Source organism: Pseudarthrobacter sp. 05T312 (assembly GCF_056396685.1).
This window is the reverse complement of the sequence record NZ_JBFTLY010000001.1, coordinates 215,130-236,088: the sequence shown is the minus strand read 5'-3', so window position 1 is coordinate 236,088 and position 20,959 is coordinate 215,130. Positions and strand designations below refer to the sequence as shown.

21 protein-coding genes are annotated in these 20,959 nt (G+C 67.4%); 3 read left to right on the top strand and 18 right to left on the bottom strand.

What is annotated here, in order from left to right:
• Positions 1–323 precede the first annotated feature (323 nt).
• Positions 324–1,400, top strand: a complete 1,077-nt coding sequence (locus AC1DIP_RS01205; protein WP_477732555.1) for a LacI family DNA-binding transcriptional regulator — start codon at positions 324–326, stop codon at positions 1,398–1,400.
• A 40-nt stretch (positions 1,401–1,440) separates the two neighbouring features.
• On the opposite strand, the gene AC1DIP_RS01200 is transcribed toward AC1DIP_RS01205, so the two are convergent.
• The 11 genes from AC1DIP_RS01200 to AC1DIP_RS01150 all read right to left on the bottom strand — a co-directional run bounded on the left by AC1DIP_RS01200 (position 1,441) and on the right by AC1DIP_RS01150 (position 14,299).
• Positions 1,441–2,835 (bottom strand): glycoside hydrolase family 32 protein, encoded by a 1,395-nt coding sequence (locus AC1DIP_RS01200; protein WP_477732554.1) that lies wholly within the window; start codon positions 2,833–2,835, stop codon positions 1,441–1,443.
• A 32-nt stretch (positions 2,836–2,867) separates the two neighbouring features.
• A complete protein-coding gene (locus tag AC1DIP_RS01195) occupies positions 2,868–3,770 on the bottom strand; it encodes a carbohydrate ABC transporter permease (protein ID WP_477732553.1) in 903 nt (300 codons plus the stop codon).
• An 8-nt stretch (positions 3,771–3,778) separates the two neighbouring features.
• Positions 3,779–4,780 (bottom strand): carbohydrate ABC transporter permease, encoded by a 1,002-nt coding sequence (locus AC1DIP_RS01190; RefSeq protein ID WP_477732552.1) that lies wholly within the window; start codon positions 4,778–4,780, stop codon positions 3,779–3,781.
• Positions 4,777–6,198 (bottom strand): extracellular solute-binding protein, encoded by a 1,422-nt coding sequence (locus AC1DIP_RS01185; RefSeq protein ID WP_477732551.1) that lies wholly within the window; start codon positions 6,196–6,198, stop codon positions 4,777–4,779. Before AC1DIP_RS01185 ends, AC1DIP_RS01190 begins: the two co-directional genes overlap by 4 nt.
• Positions 6,199–6,488: 290 nt before the next feature.
• Positions 6,489–8,555: a PhoX family protein gene (locus tag AC1DIP_RS01180; RefSeq protein WP_477732550.1), complete on the bottom strand. Its 2,067-nt coding sequence runs from the start codon at positions 8,553–8,555 to the stop codon at positions 6,489–6,491.
• A gap of 127 nt (positions 8,556–8,682) precedes the next feature.
• Positions 8,683–9,054, bottom strand: a complete 372-nt coding sequence (locus AC1DIP_RS01175; RefSeq protein WP_477732549.1) for a hypothetical protein — start codon at positions 9,052–9,054, stop codon at positions 8,683–8,685.
• Positions 9,055–9,067: 13 nt separating this feature from the next.
• Positions 9,068–10,105 (bottom strand): o-succinylbenzoate synthase, encoded by a 1,038-nt coding sequence (locus AC1DIP_RS01170; RefSeq protein WP_477732548.1) that lies wholly within the window; start codon positions 10,103–10,105, stop codon positions 9,068–9,070.
• A gap of 31 nt (positions 10,106–10,136) precedes the next feature.
• Complete coding sequence (gene corA / locus AC1DIP_RS01165; RefSeq protein ID WP_476206661.1) at positions 10,137–11,153, bottom strand: magnesium/cobalt transporter CorA; 1,017 nt, start codon at positions 11,151–11,153, stop codon at positions 10,137–10,139.
• A complete protein-coding gene (locus AC1DIP_RS01160) occupies positions 11,150–11,689 on the bottom strand; it encodes a MarR family transcriptional regulator (protein ID WP_476206663.1) in 540 nt (179 codons plus the stop codon). Before AC1DIP_RS01160 ends, corA begins: the two co-directional genes overlap by 4 nt.
• Positions 11,686–13,308 (bottom strand): ABC transporter permease, encoded by a 1,623-nt coding sequence (locus AC1DIP_RS01155; protein ID WP_477732547.1) that lies wholly within the window; start codon positions 13,306–13,308, stop codon positions 11,686–11,688. Before AC1DIP_RS01155 ends, AC1DIP_RS01160 begins: the two co-directional genes overlap by 4 nt.
• 1 nt (position 13,309) lies before the next feature.
• Positions 13,310–14,299 carry an ABC transporter ATP-binding protein gene (locus tag AC1DIP_RS01150; RefSeq protein ID WP_477732546.1) on the bottom strand — a complete coding sequence of 330 codons (990 nt, stop codon included), beginning with the start codon at positions 14,297–14,299 and terminating at the stop codon, positions 13,310–13,312.
• 53 nt (positions 14,300–14,352) lie between these two features.
• Here AC1DIP_RS01150 and AC1DIP_RS01145 point away from each other — a divergent pair, with 53 nt between their 5' ends.
• Together AC1DIP_RS01145 and AC1DIP_RS01140 are read left to right on the top strand one after the other, a co-directional pair.
• Positions 14,353–15,537, top strand: coding sequence for an MFS transporter (locus AC1DIP_RS01145; protein ID WP_477732545.1), 1,185 nt, complete (start codon positions 14,353–14,355; stop codon positions 15,535–15,537).
• A 36-nt stretch (positions 15,538–15,573) separates the two neighbouring features.
• The gene (locus AC1DIP_RS01140) at positions 15,574–16,479 is read left to right on the top strand and encodes a phosphatase PAP2 family protein (RefSeq protein WP_477732544.1); all 906 of its coding nucleotides are present in this window, start codon (positions 15,574–15,576) and stop codon (positions 16,477–16,479) included.
• A gap of 4 nt (positions 16,480–16,483) precedes the next feature.
• Here the strand turns inward: AC1DIP_RS01140 and AC1DIP_RS01135 are convergent, their stop codons facing one another.
• From AC1DIP_RS01135 to AC1DIP_RS01105, 7 genes are all read right to left on the bottom strand, one after another.
• Positions 16,484–16,786 (bottom strand): hypothetical protein, encoded by a 303-nt coding sequence (locus AC1DIP_RS01135; protein WP_477732543.1) that lies wholly within the window; start codon positions 16,784–16,786, stop codon positions 16,484–16,486.
• A 100-nt stretch (positions 16,787–16,886) separates the two neighbouring features.
• Positions 16,887–17,528: an LbetaH domain-containing protein gene (locus tag AC1DIP_RS01130; RefSeq protein ID WP_476206674.1), complete on the bottom strand. Its 642-nt coding sequence runs from the start codon at positions 17,526–17,528 to the stop codon at positions 16,887–16,889.
• A 311-nt stretch (positions 17,529–17,839) separates the two neighbouring features.
• Complete coding sequence (locus tag AC1DIP_RS01125) at positions 17,840–18,217, bottom strand: VOC family protein (protein WP_476206676.1); 378 nt, start codon at positions 18,215–18,217, stop codon at positions 17,840–17,842.
• A 249-nt stretch (positions 18,218–18,466) separates the two neighbouring features.
• Positions 18,467–18,952, bottom strand: a complete 486-nt coding sequence (locus tag AC1DIP_RS01120; RefSeq protein ID WP_477732542.1) for a hypothetical protein — start codon at positions 18,950–18,952, stop codon at positions 18,467–18,469.
• Positions 18,953–19,597, bottom strand: a complete 645-nt coding sequence (locus AC1DIP_RS01115; RefSeq protein ID WP_476206679.1) for a signal peptidase I — start codon at positions 19,595–19,597, stop codon at positions 18,953–18,955.
• Positions 19,587–20,198 carry a hypothetical protein gene (locus tag AC1DIP_RS01110; protein WP_476206681.1) on the bottom strand — a complete coding sequence of 204 codons (612 nt, stop codon included), beginning with the start codon at positions 20,196–20,198 and terminating at the stop codon, positions 19,587–19,589. Before AC1DIP_RS01110 ends, AC1DIP_RS01115 begins: the two co-directional genes overlap by 11 nt.
• Positions 20,199–20,274: 76 nt before the next feature.
• Positions 20,275–20,841 carry an alternate-type signal peptide domain-containing protein gene (locus AC1DIP_RS01105; RefSeq protein WP_476206683.1) on the bottom strand — a complete coding sequence of 189 codons (567 nt, stop codon included), beginning with the start codon at positions 20,839–20,841 and terminating at the stop codon, positions 20,275–20,277.
• Positions 20,842–20,959: the final 118 nt, after the last annotated feature.

Below are 20,959 nucleotides of genomic sequence, written 5' to 3'. Positions count from 1 at the left end.
CCCTCCAACGCCCCATCACCTCCTGCCCCAAACCACCACACGCCCCATCACCTCCTGCCCCAAACCACCACACGCCCCATCACCTCCTGCCTTCATAGGCCCGAAAGGTGATGGGGCGTCCCCGAAAAGGAGGCAACAGGTGATGGGGCGTTCCCGAAAAGGAAGCAAAAGGTGATGGGGCGTTCCCGAAAAGGAGGCAAAAGGTGATGGGGCGTTCCCGAAAAGGGGGCTAAAGGTGATGGGGCGTCGGGAGAGCGCGGAAGCTCACACGAGTTAGGTAAACTGCACCCAAGCAAGAGATCCCAGCACCCGAAGGACCGCCAATGAAGCGCAAGGCCACCGCCCTCGACGTCGCCAAGCTGGCGGGCGTCTCGCGCAGTGCCGTGTCGCTGGTGTTGAACGGCCGCGGCGACGGAAACGTGGCCCTCGAAAGCCAGCAGCGGATCCGGGAAGCTGCTGCGGCGCTCAACTACTCCCCCAACAAGATCGCCCTGAGCCTGCGCAACCAGCAGTCGCGGGTCATCGGCATCGTGTCCGACCAGGTGGTCACCAGCCCGTTCGACGGCAACATCATTGCCGGCGCGGATGCGGTGGCCCGGGAACATGGCTTCGTGACCGTGGTCATGGACACCGAGCTGGACGAGTCCCGCGACGAGAGCGCCGTGGAAACCCTGCTGGACCGACAGGTGGACGGCCTCATGTACGTGACCGTGGGCCTGCGGCCGCTGCACGTGCCCGCAAACATGGCGCGTGTCCCGTCGATCCTGGCCAACTGCTTCGATGACCGTCCGGAGGCAGGCCTTCCGGCCGTGATTCCTGACGAAGTTCGCGGTGGCCGGGAAGCCGCAGAGCACGTGATGTCCTTGGGCCACCGGGACATCGCATTCCTCGCCGGCGACTCCCTGACCCCCGCGGCACCCCGCCGGATCGTGGGTTACCGGGAGGCCTTCAAAGTCGCGGGCAGGCCTGTCAACGAGGACCGCGTCATCCAGGTGGGCTGGGACATCGACGCCGGCTTCCACGGCGCCATGAAACTCCTCGAAGGCGTGGAGCCGGCCGCCCGGCCCACGGCCATCCTGTGCGCCAACGACCGCCTGGCCATCGGTGTGGTGCTGGCCTGCTACCGGCTCGGCCTGGGCGTCCCGCAGGACGTGTCCGTTATGGGATACGACGACGAGTTCCGCATCGCCAAGGCCATGGTCCCGGCGCTGAGCACCATGGCCCTGCCGCTCCGGGAAATGGGGGCCGCCGCCATGACGTCGCTGCTCGCCGAGGTGGGGTCGGCACCGGAGGGAACGTCCGACGACGGCGGCGCGGCTGCCGGGGCCGCGCGGGAGACGTTGGTCCCCTGCCGGCTGGTGGTCAGGGAGTCCACCGGCCCGGTCCCGGCCGGACGCTGACCACGCCGCCGGTCGGGCCCCCGGGCCGGTGTGGAGCGGGCTACGCGGGCCTGGCCAGGCTCCAGACGTCCGCCGTTGCCCCTGTGGGAAGGTTCAGTTGCCATTCCTCCCCCGCTGCCGGGTAAGCACGCAGCGTGGTTGCCACCGATCCTGAACGGTACACCTCCACCAGGGAGGCATCCACGAACACCCGCAGCTCCTCCCCCGAGGCAATGCTGCCGCTGAAGACCACCTGCCTGTTGCCGTTCCCCACCAGGAGCAGCTGCAGCGGGCCTTCCGCGCCTGCCCTCACCACAGCCTCGGCGAAGGCCGGTACCGGCACCGTTCCGGACGCGTGGCGGGCCAGTAACTCTCCGCGGTAGGCATCAATTTCCGGGGCCGGGCACACCGCCAGGGCGCCGGCCACAATCGAGAGCTCGCGCGGGAAGGTCAGGACTCCTGCCCAGCCGGCGGCGTCGATCTCTTCCTGGCTGCGGCCGCGGCGCCCGTCCCGCCCCGGGCCTTCGTTGGCCCAGCCCCACAGCAGGGCCCGGTCCGGCAGGGACACCACCTGCGGGGCGTAGAAGTCGCGGCCCAAGTCGGATTTTCCGCCGGTCCGCGGCGTGAACACGGGCAGCCCGGTGGCAGGGTCTTCGGCCAGTGAGCCGATCAGGTGGCCCACCCCGTTGGCGTGCTCGTGTGAGTCGCCGGCGAGCCAGAGCGAGAACATCATCAGCCACGTGCCCCCGCCAAGGGCATCGTTGTCGGGCACCTGCACCATCTGCGGGCATTCCCAGATCTCGGCCGGGGTGAACTCCGAAGCGACCGGGTTCTCCGAGGTCAGCCAGATGCCCTGGTACTTCCAGTCGGCCAGGTCGTCCACGGTGTAGAGCAGCAGGGCGGCGTGCCCGTTGGCCAGGCCGGCGCCCTGCATGGCGTACCGCTTGCCGTTGAAGTGGAAAATGAAGGGATCCCGCACTGCCGTGACCTGTCCGTCGGCGGGCATCGTGGCGGCAACGTGCCCGGTTTGCTCCCAGTGGACAAGGTCCTCCGTGCCGCGGGCGATGACCACCTGGGAGTGGCCCCCGTCGCTGCGGACACCGGAGTACGCAGCGGTGGGAACACCGCCGTCGTCCGTCACCACCCCTGTCCAGCAGCCGTACTCGTCGGGGCCGCCGTCCTGCGGGCGCAGCGCCACGGGATGCTCCTCCCAGCGGACTAGGTCCGCCGAGCTCACGTGTCCCCAGGCGATCCGGTGGTGCCGGGCCGAGTCCGGGTTGTACTGGAAGAAGACGTGGTACCGGCCGTTGATGAAGCTGATGCCGTTGGGGTCGTTGATCCAGCCCTGCGCCGGGCGCGGGTGGAAGCGGGGGAAGGCGGCGTCGGGGTGGGAGGCGGCAACGTCGTCGAAGGTGACGGTGCCGGGGTGGACGGCGGCGAGGTCCGGGGAGGTCATGGAGCGGCCTTTCGGGCTTGAGGGAGGGAGGTTTACTTGCCGGTTCCGGCCGTGAGGCCGTCCTGCAGGGCGCGTTGGCCGAAGATGAAGACCACCAGCGCGGGGATCATGGACAGGACTACGCCCGCCAGGACCACCGAGATGCTGCCGGTGCCCAGGTTGCCCTGCAGTGAGACAAGGCCCAGCGGGAGGGTGAAGTTCTGTTCGGAAATGGTGAGGATCAGCGGGCGGAAGAACTCGTTCCAGTGGAAGTTGAACGCCAGGATTCCCACGATCGCCATGCCGGGCATCGCCAGGGGCGCATATACGGAACGGAACGTCCGCCACGGGCTGGCGCCGTCGATCGACGCGGCTTCGGCGAGTTCGGCCGGCAGCCCCATGAAGTATTGGCGCATCAGGAACGTACCGAACGCCGTCGGGATGGCCGGCAGGATCAGGGCGAGCAGGGTGTCGGACAGGCCCATGCCGCGGATCAGCATGAAGACGGGCACGATCGTTACCTGCACGGGCACCATCATGGTGGCCAGGACGATCGAGAACAGCGCCCCGCGTCCGCGGAATTTCAGGTGCGCGAACGCGTAGCCGGCCAGGGCGGCGGAGACCATCTGGCCCACCGCGATTATTCCGGTGACCAGGGCGCTGTTGAGGACCAGCAGGAAGATATTCAGCTGTTTGAATACTTCCCCGTAGGAGGTGAAGTCCGGGTTCCAGGGAATGAACGACGGCGGCAGCTTGAACGATTCCGACGGCGACCGCAGCGACGTGGACAGGGTCCAGAGCACAGGTCCGAGGGTCAGCGCAGCGGCGAGCAGCAGCAGGAGGGTCCGGACGGCGAAGCTCCAGTTGAACTTCTTCCGGTTGGGCTTGGTGGCGGGGAGCCCTTGGGAGAGCCGGGGGGAATGTCCGGCCAGGCCGTGGTCAGTGGTGGTTGTCATGGCTGGCCTTACTGGTAGAAGACGAATCGTTTGCTGAGCCGGAACTGTGCGGCCGTGATGGCCATGATGATCAGCGTAAGGAGCACGCCGATGGCGGACGCCTGGCCGAATTCGAGCCGCTGGAAGGCCGATTCGAAGATGACCATGACGGCGGTGCGGGTGGAGTCGCCGGGGCCGCCGCGGGTCAGGACGTAGGGCTGGTCGAAGACCTGCAGGGCGCTGATGATGGCCATGACAGAGGCGACGAGGGTTGTGGGGCTCAGCAGCGGCAGCGTCACGTGGAGGTGCTTGCGCCAGCCGGTAGCGCCGTCGATTGCGGCAGCCTCGTATGTCTCGACGGGTATGGAGGCCAGGCCGCCGATGAACAGGAGGAAGGAGAAGCCGAAGTTCTGCCAGACGTACACGAGGATCACGACGGCGGCCGATCCCCCCGGGGTGGTCAGCCAGGGCACGGCGGGGATGCCCACCAGGGACAGGAACCAGTTGACCACGCCGAACTGTTCGTTGAAGAGGTACCGCATGAAGATGGACACCGAGGCGGCGGACAGGATCAGCGGGAAGAAGAACGCGGACCGGAAGAACACCCGCAGCCACGCCGGCATCTTCTCCTGCACCATGACCGCCAGTGCCAAAGCGAGTCCCAGCTGGAGAGCCACGGCCACCACGACGAACACGATGGTGTTCAGGAAGGACACCCGCACGGTGGGGTCCTGGACCACTTCGGAGAAGTTGTCGAAGCCCACGAAGGTCGGCGCCGAGATGATGTCCCAGCGGAAGAAGGCCAGGACAACCGAGGCCACGATGGGGATCAGGGTGAACACGCCCATGCCCAGGATAGTGGGGGCCAGGAAGATCCAGGCCAGCCAGCGCTGGTTGTGCCTGGCTCCGCTGCGGCCGCCGGCGGTGGTGGCACCCCTGGTGCCGCCGGCGCCGTGGGTGCGGGCCGTCGTCGTACTTGTCCGGCCGGCCGGCCGCTTGGGCCGCTCCCGGGGCGGGGTGGTGGTGCTCATGACTGCCTCCTCAGGGCAAGTTCAAGGTCGCGCTGCATGGATGCGAGGGCCTGCTTGAGCTGCTGCTCGTCCCCGCTGACGGCAAGGGATACGTTCTTCATCAGGGCCGTTTCGACGGCGGCCTGCTGGGGCGGTGCCGGAATGGGGCCCGTAGTGGGGAACCGGTCCAGGGTGTCGTAGAAGACCTTCCAGTGGGCGGGGCCCTTGCCGGCGTAGAGCTGTTCGTTGACCATGGAGCGGCGCGCCGGCGTGGTGATCGGGTTGGGGAAAATCAGTTCCATGGCCTCGCGGCTGGAGCTGAACTTGATCCATTCCCAGGCGGCGTCCTTGTCCTTGGCGGTCTTCATGATCGCGTAGCCGGCGGTACCAAACTGATGGCGCTGGGTCTTCCAGCGAGGGAAGAACTGGACGTCGAAGTCGTTGGCGCCCATGCCGGCTTCATGCAGCCCCTGCACCCAGTAGCCGCCGGCGGGAGTGGTTCCAATCCGGTTGGAGGCGAAAAGGCCCACCAGGGAACTGCCGCCGCCTTCTTCCGGCCGGACGCCCAAGCCGTCCTTGACCAGGCCGCGGAGGTAGTCGAAGGACTCGAACACGTGGTCGTCGTTGGCGTTCGGTTCCAGCCACTGGTAGCCGCCGGAGCGGAGGCTGCGGGAGGGGTCGTTGGCGTAGAAGCCGTCCCAGAGCCAGTCGCCGCCCGCGGACCTGGTTTCCTTGAGGAAGCTGGTGTCGTTGGCGTAGAGCCACGGCACTACGCCGCCGAAGAGCCGGTTGGTCCAGTAGTAGGGCGTGAAGTCAGAGGTCCGGGCCTTGCGCATCGCGGCGAGGCTGTTGCGGAAATCGATGTGGGTCCAGTCGTCAGCCGGCCGGTCCAGGCCTGCCTGCGCGAAGGCGGCGGTGTTGTAATACATGTTGGCCGCGTTCCAGTCCATGGGGAGCTGGTACAGGCTGCCCTTGTACATGAAGGCTTCCACCAGGCTGGGGTGGACGTCATCGAAGAACTCACGCATGTCCGCGGCGTCGCGGCGGATGTATTCGTCCAGCGGGTGGGCCAGCTTTTCGGCGAACAGCTGGGCGCCCTCGGTGGCCACGTACACCACGTCCGGCGGGGTGCCGGCGGCCACCATGGTGAGGATCTTGGTGAAGAAGTCTTTCCAGTCCACGGCCTGGATGGCCTGGACCTTGACCCGGATCTCCGGGTGGAGGCGGGTGAATGCGTCGATGGCACGCTGGCGGGCGGCGGCGTCCGCGGCGGTGCCCATGATGGCGATACTGAGGCTGTTGTCTCCGCGGCCCGGTATGTCCGTTCCGGAAAGCCGCGGCCACGACGCCACGGTTGCCCCGATGATTCCCGCGCCGAGGGCACCCAGGGCAGTACGGCGGGTGATGTCCCGCAGGTGCCCGTTTATGGCTCCGGTCATGTCTTTTTCCTTCCTAACACGTGTTAGGAACACTAGAGGACCGACCTAACACGTGTCAAGCGTCACATTCGTCACCTCAATAGCTGGGAAAGGCGGACATTAAACCCAAACGCCCGCCCACCGTTCCGCCGGAAGGGGCGGAAGGTGAGCAGGCGTTTAGGGAAAAGCGGCCAAAGGTGATGGCGCGTCCCCGGAAGAGCGGCCAAAAGTGATGGCGCGTCCCCGGAAAAGCGGCCAAAGGTGATGGCGCGTCAGATTTCGACAGGCTCAATCACCGGAGGTCGCGGATATTAGCCGCGGAACACCTGGACCACTGAGGGACGGGGCGCGCGCACCTGGCCGGGTGCCGGCGTCGTGCCTGCCGGGACGTAGTCCGGGAAGAAGGAGTGCGGCGCCTCGAAGGTGCCTTCCTCGCCCGGGTGCTGCACGGAGACGAACACGGTGCGCTCGTCATCGTGGATGACCGGACCGCAGGTTTCGGCGTCGCGGGGAACGGCGAGGAACTGCTCCACCTTGCCGCGCTCGGCGCCGTCCAGGGTGACCTTGAAGAGGCCGTCGTTGTAGCCGATGCCGGAGGGGGCACCGTCGGTGGAGATCCAGAGGTTGCCCACGGAGTCGAATGCCACGTTGTCCGGGCAGGAGATGGGCGAGACCTTGTCCGCCGGGTAGCCGGAGAAGTAGGTGACATCGCCCTGCGCCGGATCGCCGCAGACCATCAGGAGGGTCCAGTTGAACTTCGTGGAGGTCTGGTCGCCGGTTTCGGTGATTTCCACGATGTGGCCGTCGCGGTTCTGCGTGCGCGGGTTGACCTCCGTGGCGCCTTCCTTGGTGCCGGTGCCGCGGTCGGAGTTGTTGGTGCAGACCACGTAGACCTTGCCGGTGTGCAGGCTGGGCTGGACGTCCTCGCAGCGGTCCATCTTGGTGGGGCCCACCTTGTCCGCGGCCAGGCGGGTGTACACCAGGACCTCTTCGACGGACATGCCGGGTACTGCCGACTTGCCGCCGACCACCAGGGGCAGCCATTCGCCGGTGCCGTCGAACGCGCCGTCGGAGGGGAGCGCCCCGGTGCCGGTGATTTCCGCGGCGGGCGAGTTGCCGGTGAACTTGGCTACATAGAGGTCGCCCTCGGAGAGCAGGTTCATGTTGTTCCTGCGGTCGCCTTCGACGTACTTGTCCTTGGAGACGAACTTGTAGAGGTAGTCGAACTTCTCGTCGTCGCCCATATAGGCCACCACGTGGCCGGATTCGGCCACGATCACGTTAGCGCCCTCGTGCTTGAAGCGGCCCATGGCAGAGCGCTTCTTGGGGGTGGAGGTGGGGTCGAACGGGTCGACTTCGACGATCCAGCCGAAGCGGTTGGCCTCGTTCTCATACCCTGCATTGCGGGTGTCGAAGCGGGGGTCATCGAGTTCCCACTTGCGTGCGGTGGGCTTGGCGGTGAGCCCGTAGCGCTTGTCGCCGGCTGACGTGCCGCCGGAGACGAAGTAGCCGTTGAAGTTTTCCTCACCGGAGAGGATGGTGCCCCACGGGGTGGTGCCGCCGGAGCAGTTGCCGAACGTGCCCTTGATGGCGCGGCCGGACGGGTCGGCCACGGTCTTGACCAGTGCCGAGCCGGCGACAGGGCCGGTCAGTTCATAGGTGGTGTCGGAGAGGTAGCGGCGGTTCAGCGGCGCGCCCTTGACGTAACTCCACGGCTTGGTGGTGTTCTTGCGCTCCAGTTCCACCACGGCAAGGCCGTGGGCGGCGCGGCCGATGGCCCGGGTTTCCACCGGGTCGTAGCCGGCCGGGACCATGATGTTTTCGTTGGTGTACTCGTGGTTGGTGAATAGCACCGCGCGGCGGCCCTTGCTGCCGGGGATTTCCACGATATCGGTGTAGTCGTTGTTGTAGCCGAACTGGCGGGCCTGGGCGGCAGCGGTCTGGTTGTTCAGGTCGAACTCGGGGGAATCGCTGAACAGCGGGTCGCCCCAGCGGATGATCGGCTGCCAGGTGAAGCCCTCCGGCACGGTGAAGGCGTCGACGGCCTTGTCGACCGGCTTGATGGCGGTGAACTGAAGCTTGGAGTTGCCGAAGCCTTCCTTGGCGGCCTTGGACAGGCCGGCGGCGGAGGCAGGTTCGGCGGAGCTTACGGCTGAACCGAGGGCGACGGCGAGCGCTCCGGCGGCGCCAAGGCCCAGGGCGGCGCGGCGGGACATGGTGGCTGAGGCGATGTCGCGGAAATAGCTGTTGGAGCTGGTGTTGCAGACGTCGCCGGCGCAGGCGTTGTCGCACTTGAGCGCACAGGTGACGGGGCTGCGCTTGCCCTTGGTATGGCCGAGCATGGGCAGCAGGGTGAACTTGCGGGCAGTTTCAGACATGGGGAACCTTCCGAAGGAATGTCTTTGGGGTGCCCGCTCACCCTTCCAGCCCGTTCCTACAGGAAACCGTCCATTCGATGAAGTTATGGTTAACCCCCCGTGACCTGCAGGAACGTTGCCCAATCCCTCATCGGCTGCTCCGTGTCGGGAAGAAGGCGCGGACCGGCAGCAGGAGCCCTGCGAGCGAAAGGGCGATGAAGACCACCTGGTGGATGTGGTCGTTACCCGGAGGGAGATTCCCCATAAGATGCACCGCCCAAAACAACGGATAGAACCAGAGCGCGTACCAGGCCCAGCGTTCGCGCCGCCGGTACGGCACCAGCACGATCAGCAACCCGAAAAGGCCAAGTCCTGCAGAGGCCAGCCCATCCGCGCGGTAGAGGCCGGCATCCCCGGCCGGCGGAAACAGGGCAACCACCACACCGAACACCACAATGCCCAGGCTGACGGCAGCAAGGCAGAACCAGCCCACGCGCATGGTCACCTTCTCCACGCGCACGAAGTCACCCAACCTACTCAGCAATCGATGGGGTGAGGAGGGCGTGGACACGGCGGAGCCTGTTCAGCCACCAGTCGCGCCGGTCCGCGGGAGCTGCAAACCGCTCCAGCAGCCCGGAGTCGGCGGCCACGTCGCGCAGGCGGATGGCGCCGTCGTCGGCCACCAGGGGGTCCAGCGTGACGTCGGATTCGAACAGGGACACCGTGCCAAGGCCGCAGGCATAGGGCAGCTCCGGCAGGGCGGCGGCCAGCGCCAGCCCGGCGCGGATGCCCACGGAGGTGTCCAGGGCGGAGCTGACGACGGCGGGAAGTCCGGCCTGCGCCACGATGTCCAGGGCGCGCCGCACTCCCCCGAGCGGCGCCACCTTGACCACGATCAGGTCCGCCGCGCCCGCCCGGGCCACGCGGAGGGGGTCGGTCTCCTTGCGGACACTCTCGTCCGCGGCGATCAGCACGGGAGTGCCCGCGTCACGGAGCCGGGTCCGGACCTCGGCCAGTCCCTCGATCGAAGGGACCGGCTGCTCAGCGTACTCAAGCCCCACCGGCGCCAGCCTCGACAGGGCCTCGACTGCGCCGGGCACGTCCCACCCGCCATTGGCATCCACGCGGACGGCAGCGTCCGGCAAGGCGGAGCGGACGGCACGAAGCCGGGCTACGTCGTCGTCCAGCGACTGGCCCCGCTCCGCCACCTTGACCTTGACGGCGTCCACCCGGCCGAACCGTGCCAGCACCTCCGGTACCAGGTCTGCGGAAACGGCCGGAACCGTGGCGTTGACCGGAACCGCCGTCCGCACCGGGGCCGGGAACCCCTGCCATCCCGCCTCGATGGCGGCAGCCAGCCAGCGCGAGGCCTCGGCGTCGCCGTACTCCGGGAACGGGCAGAACTCCCCCCAGCCCACGGGGCCGCGCAGCAGGAGGGATTCGCGCTGCATGATGCCGCGGAATTTCACCCTCATGGGCAGGGTGACCACATGGGCGCCGGCCAGCAGTTCTTCCAGCGGGGGAACCGGTTGGGGCATGTCAGGGGCAGTCGGAAGGCCGGGGGTGGGCATGTCGTTTACTGTACGCGGGGAACCGCCGGGTTCAGATCCATTTGTTGTGCTTGAACGCCAGGTAGAGGACCAGGCCCATGGCCACCATCAGGCCCAGCGCGTAGGGGTAGCCGTAGGTCCAGGCCAGTTCGGGCATGTTGGTGAAGTTCATGCCGTAAATGGACGCCACCAGGGTGGGAGCGAACAGGATGGCAGCCCAGGAGGAGATGCGTTTGACCTGCTCATTCTGCTCAAAACTGGACTCGGTCATGCGCTGCATTTCATCGTTCTGGCGCTGGGCCACCAGGGCCGCGTTCACGGCCAGGGCGTTCTGCAGCAGGGCGCGGAAGGAGGCAACGCGTTCGTTGAGCCGGATGACGTGGTCCAGGACATCCCGGTAGTGGTCCCGGAGTTCCGTTGCCTGGTCGCGGTCCGGAGTTCCGGCGATCAGGGCCTGCAGGATCCCGGCGAGCGGGCTGGTGGCCCGTTGGAAGGTGATGACCTGGCGGGACAGCTCGTAGATCCTGCGGGACACGTCGGGATCGGCCCCGAAGAGGTCGTCCTCGATTTCGTCGATGTCGTTCTCCAGGCCGGCCACCACGGGCTCGTATTCGTCCACCACCTGGTCCATTATCCCGTAGAGCACCGCGTCGGGGCCCAGGGCCAGGAACTCCGGCATGGCCTCCATCCGGCGGCGGACCTTGGCAAGGTCCGGGGACTCTGCGTGCCGGACAGTGACAACGTATTCATCGCCCACGAAGACATGGATTTCGCCGAAGTCCACCTTCTCCACGTCGTCCCGGTACCTTGCAGGCCGCAGTACCAGGAACAAGCACTCGCCGTAGTGCTCCAGCTTGGCCCGCTGGTGGCCGGCGAGCGCGTCCTCGACGGCCAGGGCGTTGAGGTCGAATTCCTCGCCCACGGACTGCAGTTCCTCAGCGTCCGGCCGGTAGAGGCCGATCCAGGCCATCCCCTCGCGCTGCCGGAGCAGGAAGTACGTCTCGTCGAGGTCCTCCGGGTCCTCGGTGCGGAGCCCATTCACATAGACCGCGTTGTCGATGATGGTCACGGTGCCGCCTCCCGCTCATGTTCCCAGTCGTCCAGCAGGGCCGGGATCCGCGAGTTGAGGAACCGGTAGAACCGCGCCATGTCCGCCACCCGGGCCCGTGCCGGGGACCCTTCCGGGAGCGTCTCCGCAGTGGCATCCGTCAGTGCCGCAAGCTTTTCATAGACCGGGCTGTTCCGCATGGACACCACATACCACTCGTCTTCATGCAGGGCGTAGAGGTCGCGGCGGCTGCCCGGCTGCGAGATCCGGTGCACGAAGCCCACCGTCTGCAGGTACCGCACGGCACCGGAGACTGCCGCCGCACTGGCCCCCAGCCGTTCCGAAAGCTCCGCAGCGGTGAGGCTGCCCTGCTCCGAGGACACCAGCGCCAACAGTGTCCGGGCAGGCATCTTGGGGAACCCCGCAGCGGCGAACGCGGCGGCCGTCCGTTCGGCGGCAGCGGCGGTAGCGGGGGCGGGAGCGGGGGCGCCAGCATCACCCGTGCCCGCGCCCGGCAGCATCTCCCTGGTGTCCGCCACCTCGGCGTCGGCGCTCATGCCGAACCCACCTCCCGCCGCCGCATCACCACGACAGCCAGCGCGCCGGCCACCACGGCAATGGCCAGCATCCACCACGCTCCGCTCCAGTCGGTTCCGGTTGGCTTTGGTACGGGCGTGTGGGTGAACGGGGACAGGTCACGCAGGCTCTGGTCAATGCCCAGCATGCCACCGAAAATACCCAGCATCACGCCCAGGGCCAGCAGCCCCCAGCTGGCGGCGACGGTGGCGGAAGGCCACAGGACAAAGACCAGGGCGGGCACGGCGAGGTAGACCAAGGCCGCCGGCAACTGGGCCAGGGCGGTCTGCCAGAGGGCATCGGCCGGCATGGACCGGTCTCCGGCGCCGATGAGCGTGGCCCACGCGCCGACCCCCGCCAGGCCCACCACCAGCACCACGGCAGCCCCGCCCAGCAGCAGGTACCCGGCAAGCCACCTGACCCGCCCCACCGGAGCGGACAGCAGCAGTTCGGCCGTCCCGGCGGCTTCCTCCTGCCGCAGCCTGATCACCGCCTGCAGTGCGCATGCTGCCGCAAGGACCCCGGCCATCATGAACAGCACGGAGACCATGAGCTGGGTCAGCGAGGTCCCCTGCGACTGGAGCATGGCCCGCAGCACCGCGGTGATGTTCGTGTCAGGGGTGTCGACGGCGGAAATCGCCTTCCCCAGCGACCCCGCCAACAATCCCAGCGCCAGGCCGCTGAGCCCCCACCCGATGATCGATCCTGACTGCAGGCGGAGGGCCAGCGCCACCGGGCTCCGCAGCCCGGCCCGGGCTCCGGGCCGTCCCGGCCGCGTATCCCAGACGCTCGCACCGGCGTCGCGCGCGCCCATGATCAGCCATGCCGCCGCGAGGCAGGCCACGCCGAGTCCGACGACCAGCAGCAGCGGCCAGCCGCGGTTCCCGGAGTAGGCGAAGGTCTGCTGGCCCCATCCGATGGGTGAGAACCAACTGGCCGCACCTTCGGTCATGGTGGTCCCGTCCGCGCCCGGCGTTCCGGTGGCGTCCCCGATCCCGCGCACCACGTAGGCCAGGACCACCAGCGCGGCAGAGGCACCGTTCGCCCCGCGTGAAGTCCCCATGAACTGGGCCACGAGCAGTCCTACGCCCAGGAAGGCGAAGCCGACGGCGCCCGTTGCGGCTCCAGCGGTCAGGGAACCCTGCGCGTCCAGGCCTTGGGCGGCGAACCCGGCAAAGACTGCGAGCGCCACCAGGATGTCGGCCATGATGCCGTGCAGCAGGGTGGCGGTGTAGGGAAGCAGCCGGCCCGCGGGGGTGGCGGCGATGAGTTCAGCGGCACCGGTCTCCTCGTCCGCCCGCGTGTGGCGCACTGCGAGGAAGGTACTCATCAGGCCGGCCAGCAGGGCAAGGAAGGCGTAGATCAGGAAGAACGTGAAGGCTCCCTGGTCAGCTCCGCGGGGAAGGCCGCGCAGCATCAGGATGGCGGGCGTGGCGATCGCCACCTGCAGGATCTCGGTGCGGCTGGCCATGTTGCCGTAGGTCTGGGTGACGGCTGCGGCCGCGAACAGCGCGAATGCCCCGATGGCCACCACCCAGCTGGCCAGTTGCCAGCGGTCCCGGCGCAGCCGCTGGCCCCAGAGAACCAGGAGGACGCCCATGTCAGCTCCGCCCCCTCGCCCCGAGCAGGTGCCGCCGGGAACCATGATGCTCTTCGACGGGGGCGCCGGCGTGGGCCCCGTCAGCGGCGGGGGCGTCACCGTAGTGCCGCAGGAACAGCTCCTCGAGCGACGGCGGCACGATCGTCAGGCCCTGCACGCCCAAGGCGCCCAGTGCGGGCAGTACCTCTGCGATCCGGTCCGAATCGGCGCTGAACCTGACCCGCCCGGCGTCGAGCGCCAGGTCATGCACCGCGCCCAGCCGGGCCAGGGCTTCGGCGTCCAGGCCGTCCGCGGCGAAGGAAACCTCTGACCTGGTGAGGTGCCGCAGGGAGTCCAGCGTGCCGCCGTCGACAATCCTGCCGGCGCGGATGATGCTCACCCGCTGGCAGAGCACTTCCACCTCGGAGAGGATGTGGCTGGACAGGAGCACGGTGGCGCCGCGTTCGACGGCGGCAAGCAGCTCCCGCCGGAACACTTCCTCCATGAGCGGGTCCAGGCCGCTGGTGGGCTCGTCCAGGAGGTAGAGCTCGGCTTCGGTGGCCAGTGCGGCGATCAACGCGACCTTCTGCCGGTTGCCCTTGGAGTAGGCGCGTCCTTTCTTGGCCGGGTCGAAGTCGAAGACCTGGCACAGGCGGTCTTTCCGACGGCGGTACGCGGCACCGTCCGCCGTGCCGCCGCGCAGCCGGGAGAGCAGGTCGATGGTTTCGCCGCCGGACAGGTTGGGCCAGAGCCGGACGTCGCCGGGGACGTAGGCCAGGCGGCGGTGCAGTTCCACCGCCTGGGTCCACGGCTCGAGCCCCAGGACGGTGGCGGACCCGGAGGTGGCTTTGGCCAGTCCCAGGAGGACCCGGAGCGTGGTGGATTTTCCTGCGCCGTTCGGGCCCAGGAAGCCGTGGATTTCGCCGCGCTGGACTTCCAGGTCCAATCCGTCGAGGGCCCGGACCTGGCCGAAATGTTTATGCAGCTGCGCTGTCTGGACGACGGTGTTCATGCCTCAAGTCTTCGAAGTTTTCACAACTTTGTGAAGGTACTAAAGTCCCAGCTATGAGCTCCGACAGTTCCCTGCCAGGCGCGCAGGCCACCCGCCAGGCAACGGCACCGCTGTACGCGGCGGGATTCGTCACGGCTTTCGGAGCACACAGCATCGCGGCCGGGCTGGGCGCGGAGAGCGAAAACATCGGCCTGACACTGCTCAACCTCGGCATCCTCCTGGCCCTTTACGACGTGGCCGAGGTGTTCCTGAAACCGGTGTTCGGCGCCCTGAGTGACCGCATTGGGGCCAAGCCAGTCATTGTCGGCGGCCTGTTCGCCTTCGCCGCGCTGTCCCTGATCGGCCTTGGCGCCGCTGACCCGCTGGTCCTCGCCCTGGCGCGGCTCGGACAGGGCGCGGCCGCATCGGCGTTTTCGCCGTCGTCGTCCGCCATGGTGGCAAGGATGGCCCGCGGCGGAAAGGCGGGCACCTACTTTGGCCGCTACGGGTCCTGGAAGAGCGTGGGTTACATCATTGGGCCCCCGCTGGGCGCCGGGCTGATCCTGGCCGGCGGTTTCCCCCTGCTTTTTGGGGCCCTGTCCGCGCTGGCGGCGGCCACGGCCGTGTGGGTGCTGGTGTCGGTACCGCATCTGGCACCGCTGCCGCGGAAGCGGTACACGGTGATGGACCTGGCGCGGCAGGTGGGCGAGCGCCGTTTCCTGGTCCCCACGCTGGTGCTTGCCGCGTCGACCGGAGCGCTGGGTGCCGCCGTCGGCTTCCTCCCCGCGCTGGCCACCCGCCACGGCCTGGATGCCTTCGCCGGCACGGCCGCGGTCAGCGTAGTGGCACTGGGCTCGGTGCTAACGCAGCCGTGGATCGGGAGGCTTCGGGACAGGCACGCCGTCAGCGACAACAGGGGCACCACGACGGGCCTGCTCCTGGTGGCCGCGGGCATCGCTCTGGTGGCGGCCGCCCCGGGCGTGGTCACCATGTTCCTCGCGGCGGCACTGATCGGGTCGGGGATTGGCGTGGCCACCCCGCTGGGGTTTGCGCACCTGGCGGACACCACGCCGCCGGAGCGGATGGGCCGGACCATGGGCTCGGCGGAGCTGGGGCGCGAACTCGGTGATGCCGGCGGACCCCTGCTGGTGGGGGCCATCGCCACGGCCACGGCCCTGCCTTTCGGGCTTGGCGCACTGGCACTGCTGGTGGCCGCCGCCGCCGTTCCCCGGCTGGACCCGGCCAGACCCTCCGCCTGAGCGGCCTTCCAGTTTTCTGTGTCAGGCTTAAACGCGATGACTTCTTCACGGCAACTCTCCACCAGGACCCCGGCGCGGCCTGCCCCGGGCTCGGCGTTCCTGTTCGTGCTGTCCACCGTGGCGTGCATCGCCGGGTTGGTTGCCACCTACTACTTCTTTGTCCAGACCACCACGGGCCAGTTCATTGATGAGTCCGCGCTGGTGGAGGCGGTGCAGATCCACGGACCTGCCGGCAAGGCCGCCACCCAGTTCCTCGACTGGCTGCCCACCATCTCCCTGGTGATGGCCGCCGTCGTGGTCCTCTTTGTCACCGTGATCCGGCGGCACTGGGCGGAAGCCGGGATCGCCGTGGCCGCGTGCATCGGGGCGAACGTCGCTACGCAGGTGCTCAAGGACCTGCTGCCGCCGCGCCCGGACAAGGGGGTGCTGACCCTGGAGCTGAACTCGCTGCCCTCCGGCCACACCACCCTGGCCGCGTCCGCCGCGGCGGCGGTGTTCCTCATGGCGTCCCCGCGCTGGCGCCCCATGGCCGGCTTCATTGGCGGCTCCTTCGCCATCGCCTCCGGTGTGTCCACCCTGATCAACCAATGGCACCGGCCGGCCGACGTGGTGGCCGCGTTCCTGCTGGTGGGCGCGTTCATGATTCCGGCCGGCTGGCTGATCCTGCGGCGCGGGTCGTGGAATGAGTGGGTGGGATTCGGCGACCATCTTGGGTCGGCCCGGATCTGGCTCATGCTGCCGGTGCTGATCGGGCTGGGCTCGGCCGGGGTTGCGGTCTATTCGCTGATCCGGATCGCACCGAGCCCGTGGCAGGAGTCCAGCACCACCAACTATTTCTGGGCCGGCATCTCGCTGATCGTGATCGCGGGCTACCTGGCCACCGTGGCCACAACGTCGCTGTTTGCGTTTGCCGCACGGCGACGGGATGTCCCCGGGCGGTAGTCGCTCACCCCGCGGTCCCGAAGTCGCGTCCCATGCTTTCCTCCATGGCCGCGGCAAGCTCTATGTCATCCAGGTACCGGGCGGCAGGCCGGCCCGTGGCCTTGGCCAGCTGGTCGAGCGTGGCCAGGTGCTGGCGGGCCAGCTCGATGGCCAACTCCTCCACGATGCTGGGGCCGTTCCGGACCACGAGGTCGCTGAGGTACGCCCGGAGGCTGCCGGCCGGGCGGCCCTTGGTTTCGATGTCCGCAGCAACGAGCCGGGTCAGGGCGGCCGCGGCGAGCGCCGGTTTATCGCTGAAGAGTTCCACGTTGTTCCCTCAGTCACGGTAGCCGGGAACGGAAAACGCCCCCGCGCTTAGCCTCAATGTAGCGTTTCCGTGCCTGCCGCGTAAGGGTCTGAAGTCCGGGTTATTGGGTGGGTGCGGCCTCCGCGCGGGCGGGCACACCGGCCCATGTTTCGTGCTCCGGAATATCGTTCATCACGGCTGAGCGCATCTCGACGTGGGAGTAGTCCCCCACCGCCAGTCCGTCGCCTATCCCGGCATTCATGCCAAGGTGCGCCGCCCGGCCAATCCGTGTGCCCTCCCCCACCGACACGCGGGGGAACAGGGTGGCGAAGTCGCCCACGCTGGCGCTGCATCCCACGTTGACGTGCGGCTTCAGGAGCACGTGCCGGCCGATGCGGGCCTGCGGAGCGATGGTGGCGTTCCGCATCACAATGCTGCCGGGGCCGATCCGTGAATCCCAGGGGACCCGGACGTCCGGGTCCACCACGGTGGCGTACCGGTCCTCGTGCACGCCGAGGAGGGAGAGCCGGCCCACCAGGCCTTCCCTGTCCCGCCCGGAGGGAAGGCACACGGTAAAGAATGCTTTGGTGAAGGCAGGCGCATCAGCGAGCGCGCCCATCACCACGGTGCCTTCGATCGTGGTGCCCAGCAGTGCCGGGTCATCGTCCAGGATCCCCACGACGTCGTATTGCCCGCCCTTCCGGACCGCGGCCAGCACTTCCCGGGCCAAGCCGCCCATGGCCAGCAGCATCAACTCGCTCAATGTGCGCCTCTTCCAGTCCCTGCTCCGTTGCAGGAATGTCCTTCGGCCCGTTCACCGGCTGCTTGATACCTGGCTGTCCCCAAACCCTATGCCGGACTCGCGCGGCAGGAAAGGTTTCGCGGCCCAAAGATTCAGGAGGGGAACCCCTCCGTAGCACTGCCGGGCTTATTACCGGGAAGTCTTGAGCCAACCTTGAGGATTTGGGGTCCCCGCGCTTGATGGGGGCGGTGGATAGTTGCTGGTGCCTGGGCGGCGTTTAGAAGTGGGCGCCACCAGGCATTCCTGCTTTTCCAGAGCGGGGCGGTCGTCGATCAGGGTACGAGCCGTTTGCGCAGCAGGCAGAATTCGTTTCCTTCGGGGTCCTGCAGGACGTGCCACTGTTCGTCGCCGGTCTGTCCGACGTCGGCCGGCCGGGCGCCGAGGGCCAGCAGCCGTTCCAGTTCGGCGTCCTGGTCCCGGTCCACGGGGTTGACGTCGATATGCAGCGGAAGCCTGCCCACCCGCGGGTTGCTGCTTGGGCTCAGGAAAATCGTCGGCTGCAATCCGCCGAACCCGGCGTCCGGAGGCCCGATCTCAATTGCCCCGTCCTCCCGGTCCAGCTCCACGTAACCAAGGACTTCACTCCAGAACCGCGCGAGCAGCTCAGGGTCGGTGCAGTTCAGGACCAGTTCACTGATGCGGCATGACATGGTGCCAGTGTACGGACCGCGTGAGGCCGCCGACCGTCAAAGACACGGGGAGCGGACCACGCCGGCCCTCGCCCGCGACTCGCTCCTCCATCCTCGACGCGCTCCTTCCCTCGCGCGGGCCACAATCCAGGAGCGAGGTGGACGCTGCGGGTCGGAGAAGCATTTGCGCGTCGCCAGCTCGGCAGGAGACGGTGCCACTGCATGGGGGGATGCAGCGGCACCTTCTTCCGCCGAGCTGGCGGGGAAAGCTCAGGCGCAGTAAACCTTCCTGTTTCCGGTCCCGGTATCCAGGCGTATGTTGACCACGGTGGATTGGGTGCCGGTGGATAATGTAGCGACCACCTTGACCGTAGCCGAGGTGCTGGTGACCTGGTTGAAGATCGCTGAGTCACCGGAGATCGTAAAGCTGCCCGCAGTGTTGAAAGGGCCAGCCAGGTCTGAGCCGGCGCCGTAAGCGCCACCTGCAGCGGCAGCCGAAACCGTAATCCTGGATGGTGCTTCAGACGAACTGGTGTAGCTCAGCTGGATAGTCTTATTGGCGGTGTCTCCGGCCAAGCATCCGGTTGTGCTGAACACAGGCGCAGACCAGGTTCCGGATGCGGTGACGGTCATGGTCGCGGTGGCGCTTTGCTGCCAGAGTGCCGACGCCGAGGCGACGCCACCACCCAGCAGCACCGTGAGCACGAAGGCCCCTACAGCGAGCGCCGCGCCTGGAAGATCCCGGAACCTTGCCATCTATTCAGCCTCGGCTGCCTGGTCATCGCGCTTGCGGGTCTTCCGGAAGGACGTGTACACCGTGATGGCGCCGTAGCCGATCAGCGCCACCGCTGCGATCACCGTCCAAGTGCCACGGTCTGAGTTCCCCAGGAAGTTCGCCACGAAGCCCACGTACGGTACGGCGTAGAACAGCTTGCCTTTGACCTGGATGGCGCGGATCGGTTCGGGATCGTTGGCACCATTGTTGTCGCCCTTGGTGATCAAGGTCTTTTCGCCCTGCTGGGTGGAACCGAAGCCGACGATCCGGTGCGTTTCCACGTCCGGCCGGCCCGAATAGAGCTGGAAGGTGATGACGTCGCCGTACTTGAGTTCGTCAAACGGCGCGGGCTTCATCACCATGAACGTACCCGGCGGATATTTCTGGGCCATGGACTTGGTCAGGATCGTGTAGGTCTGCGAGCCGGTGGCCACCGGCACCACGATGAGGACCAGGGCTGCGAACAGCGCCACCAGCATGGCGGCCATGCTCAGGAAGCGTCCGACGGCGGCCCACGCGGTTATGCGTTTGGTTCCACTTCGTGGGGTGGCCTGGGCAGTCCCGGTCCACCGCTTCAAAGGTCCGGCTGCGCCGCCGGGAAGGCGTTCGGTCAGGTCAGCAGCCACTGGGCACCCCGCAAAGCTGACGTGCGGTGAGTTGGATCGAGATGTTCACTGCCTGTCCTTTCACTGTTGATGGGGCACTGGAATCAAGGCTGACCTGGAAGCAGAAGACAGTTGAGCCTGCCTTGGCCACCGTGGGTGAGACGAGCCCTGCCGCACCGATCGCCGCGTAGCCGGTGGCGTTGCTGCAATCGGCGGGTGAGGCTGCCACCTTCGCGCTGACGCTGGCGTACGTGGCAAGCACTCCCCCGTTGAGGTTCGCCACGCTTGGCGGCCCCGCCGTGATTGCAGTGTTGAACTGGCCGCCGGCGTTGGTGTTATTGGTGACCACCACCCCGCCGTTGACCGACGTGCCCGGACCGAGGACCCCGGCGGGCGACAGGGTCAGCGTTGCCGCCGTCTTCCCGTCCGCGAGGGTCATGTTGGTCGTGGTGCCGGTATTGACCGCCTGGAGCGCTGTATCGAACGACGCCGAGGTGACAGTGCCCGGTGCTGCCGAGGCCACGGCGTTCCAGAGTGCGAAGGTACCCTGCACGGCGAACAGGCCCAGGACCACGGCAACGGCGATCAGTGCCGCCGTCTGCAGCCTGCGCTTGGTGCGCATGGTCCCTCCTGGTTATGGTCCTGTCGCCTGATCATGCAGGCGGGTGGCTATTCACCGACCACCCGCCGGCACACGGCTATGGCTGGGGGGTGGGGTCAGCCAGCCCGGGAGCCGACACGACCTGGGTCAGCGTGTAGCTAACATTTCCCAGGTTGTAGCTGGTGTTGACATCGTTTCGATCCGAGGTAGCGGCCTTGAATTCGAAGGTCGTAGTAGCCGTGACAGTCCTCGTTGAGGTTCCGCTGATGGCTGTTAGGGGATTTGCGACGGCTGCAGCACCGACTTTGAGGTCAGGACCGGTAACAGTCACATTGGCGGGGGTGAAGTTGTTGGCGGCATTAGCACCGCTGACCACAATGTTTGCGGCCATCTTGTCGCCAATGAGCGTCACCGTCAGGTCCTGCTTGTAAGTCAACTTGTCACCCGGAACCACTCGGTAGGCACCGATGTTGTTGATGACGTTGCCCGCCCGGTCGGTCCATACTCCAGTGCTTGCTTTGACGTTCAAGTCACCGGAGCTAATCGTCCCGGGAGCCGCGGCGTCGGCCGCGTTCCAGTTGGCCAGGGTGCCCCCGCCGCCCAGCAGCAGTGCGGCGCCTACGGCGATGGCTGCGGTTCCCTTGATCAGAGTGCTGTTCTTCATGATGTGTCCCCTCAGACTTGGTTGGTGTGCTGTGGTCTAACTGGGGACCACTTTGCACCGCCAACCTCAGGACGCGAGGGGGTAAACGGTCAATGAAAGCTCAAGGTATTTGAAAGTT

Excerpts from the sequence above, each read along its gene's own strand:
- AC1DIP_RS01185 (WP_477732551.1), bottom strand. The coding sequence starts at position 6,198 with ATGACCGGAGCCATAAACGGGCACCTGCGGGACATCACCCGCCGTACT.
- AC1DIP_RS01140 (WP_477732544.1), top strand. The coding sequence starts at position 15,574 with ATGACTTCTTCACGGCAACTCTCCACCAGGACCCCGGCGCGGCCTGCC.
- AC1DIP_RS01110 (WP_476206681.1), bottom strand. The coding sequence starts at position 20,198 with ATGCGCACCAAGCGCAGGCTGCAGACGGCGGCACTGATCGCCGTTGCC.
- AC1DIP_RS01160 (WP_476206663.1), bottom strand. The coding sequence starts at position 11,689 with ATGAGCGCCGACGCCGAGGTGGCGGACACCAGGGAGATGCTGCCGGGC.
- AC1DIP_RS01195 (WP_477732553.1), bottom strand. The coding sequence starts at position 3,770 with ATGACAACCACCACTGACCACGGCCTGGCCGGACATTCCCCCCGGCTC.
- AC1DIP_RS01155 (WP_477732547.1), bottom strand. The coding sequence starts at position 13,308 with ATGGGCGTCCTCCTGGTTCTCTGGGGCCAGCGGCTGCGCCGGGACCGC.
- AC1DIP_RS01200 (WP_477732554.1), bottom strand. The coding sequence starts at position 2,835 with ATGACCTCCCCGGACCTCGCCGCCGTCCACCCCGGCACCGTCACCTTC.
- AC1DIP_RS01120 (WP_477732542.1), bottom strand. The coding sequence starts at position 18,952 with ATGGCAAGGTTCCGGGATCTTCCAGGCGCGGCGCTCGCTGTAGGGGCC.
- AC1DIP_RS01190 (WP_477732552.1), bottom strand. The coding sequence starts at position 4,780 with ATGAGCACCACCACCCCGCCCCGGGAGCGGCCCAAGCGGCCGGCCGGC.
- AC1DIP_RS01125 (WP_476206676.1), bottom strand. The coding sequence starts at position 18,217 with ATGTCATGCCGCATCAGTGAACTGGTCCTGAACTGCACCGACCCTGAG.
- AC1DIP_RS01150 (WP_477732546.1), bottom strand. The coding sequence starts at position 14,299 with ATGAACACCGTCGTCCAGACAGCGCAGCTGCATAAACATTTCGGCCAG.
- AC1DIP_RS01205 (WP_477732555.1), top strand. The coding sequence starts at position 324 with ATGAAGCGCAAGGCCACCGCCCTCGACGTCGCCAAGCTGGCGGGCGTC.
- AC1DIP_RS01105 (WP_476206683.1), bottom strand. The coding sequence starts at position 20,841 with ATGAAGAACAGCACTCTGATCAAGGGAACCGCAGCCATCGCCGTAGGC.
- AC1DIP_RS01170 (WP_477732548.1), bottom strand. The coding sequence starts at position 10,105 with ATGCCCACCCCCGGCCTTCCGACTGCCCCTGACATGCCCCAACCGGTT.
- AC1DIP_RS01145 (WP_477732545.1), top strand. The coding sequence starts at position 14,353 with ATGAGCTCCGACAGTTCCCTGCCAGGCGCGCAGGCCACCCGCCAGGCA.
- AC1DIP_RS01180 (WP_477732550.1), bottom strand. The coding sequence starts at position 8,555 with ATGTCTGAAACTGCCCGCAAGTTCACCCTGCTGCCCATGCTCGGCCAT.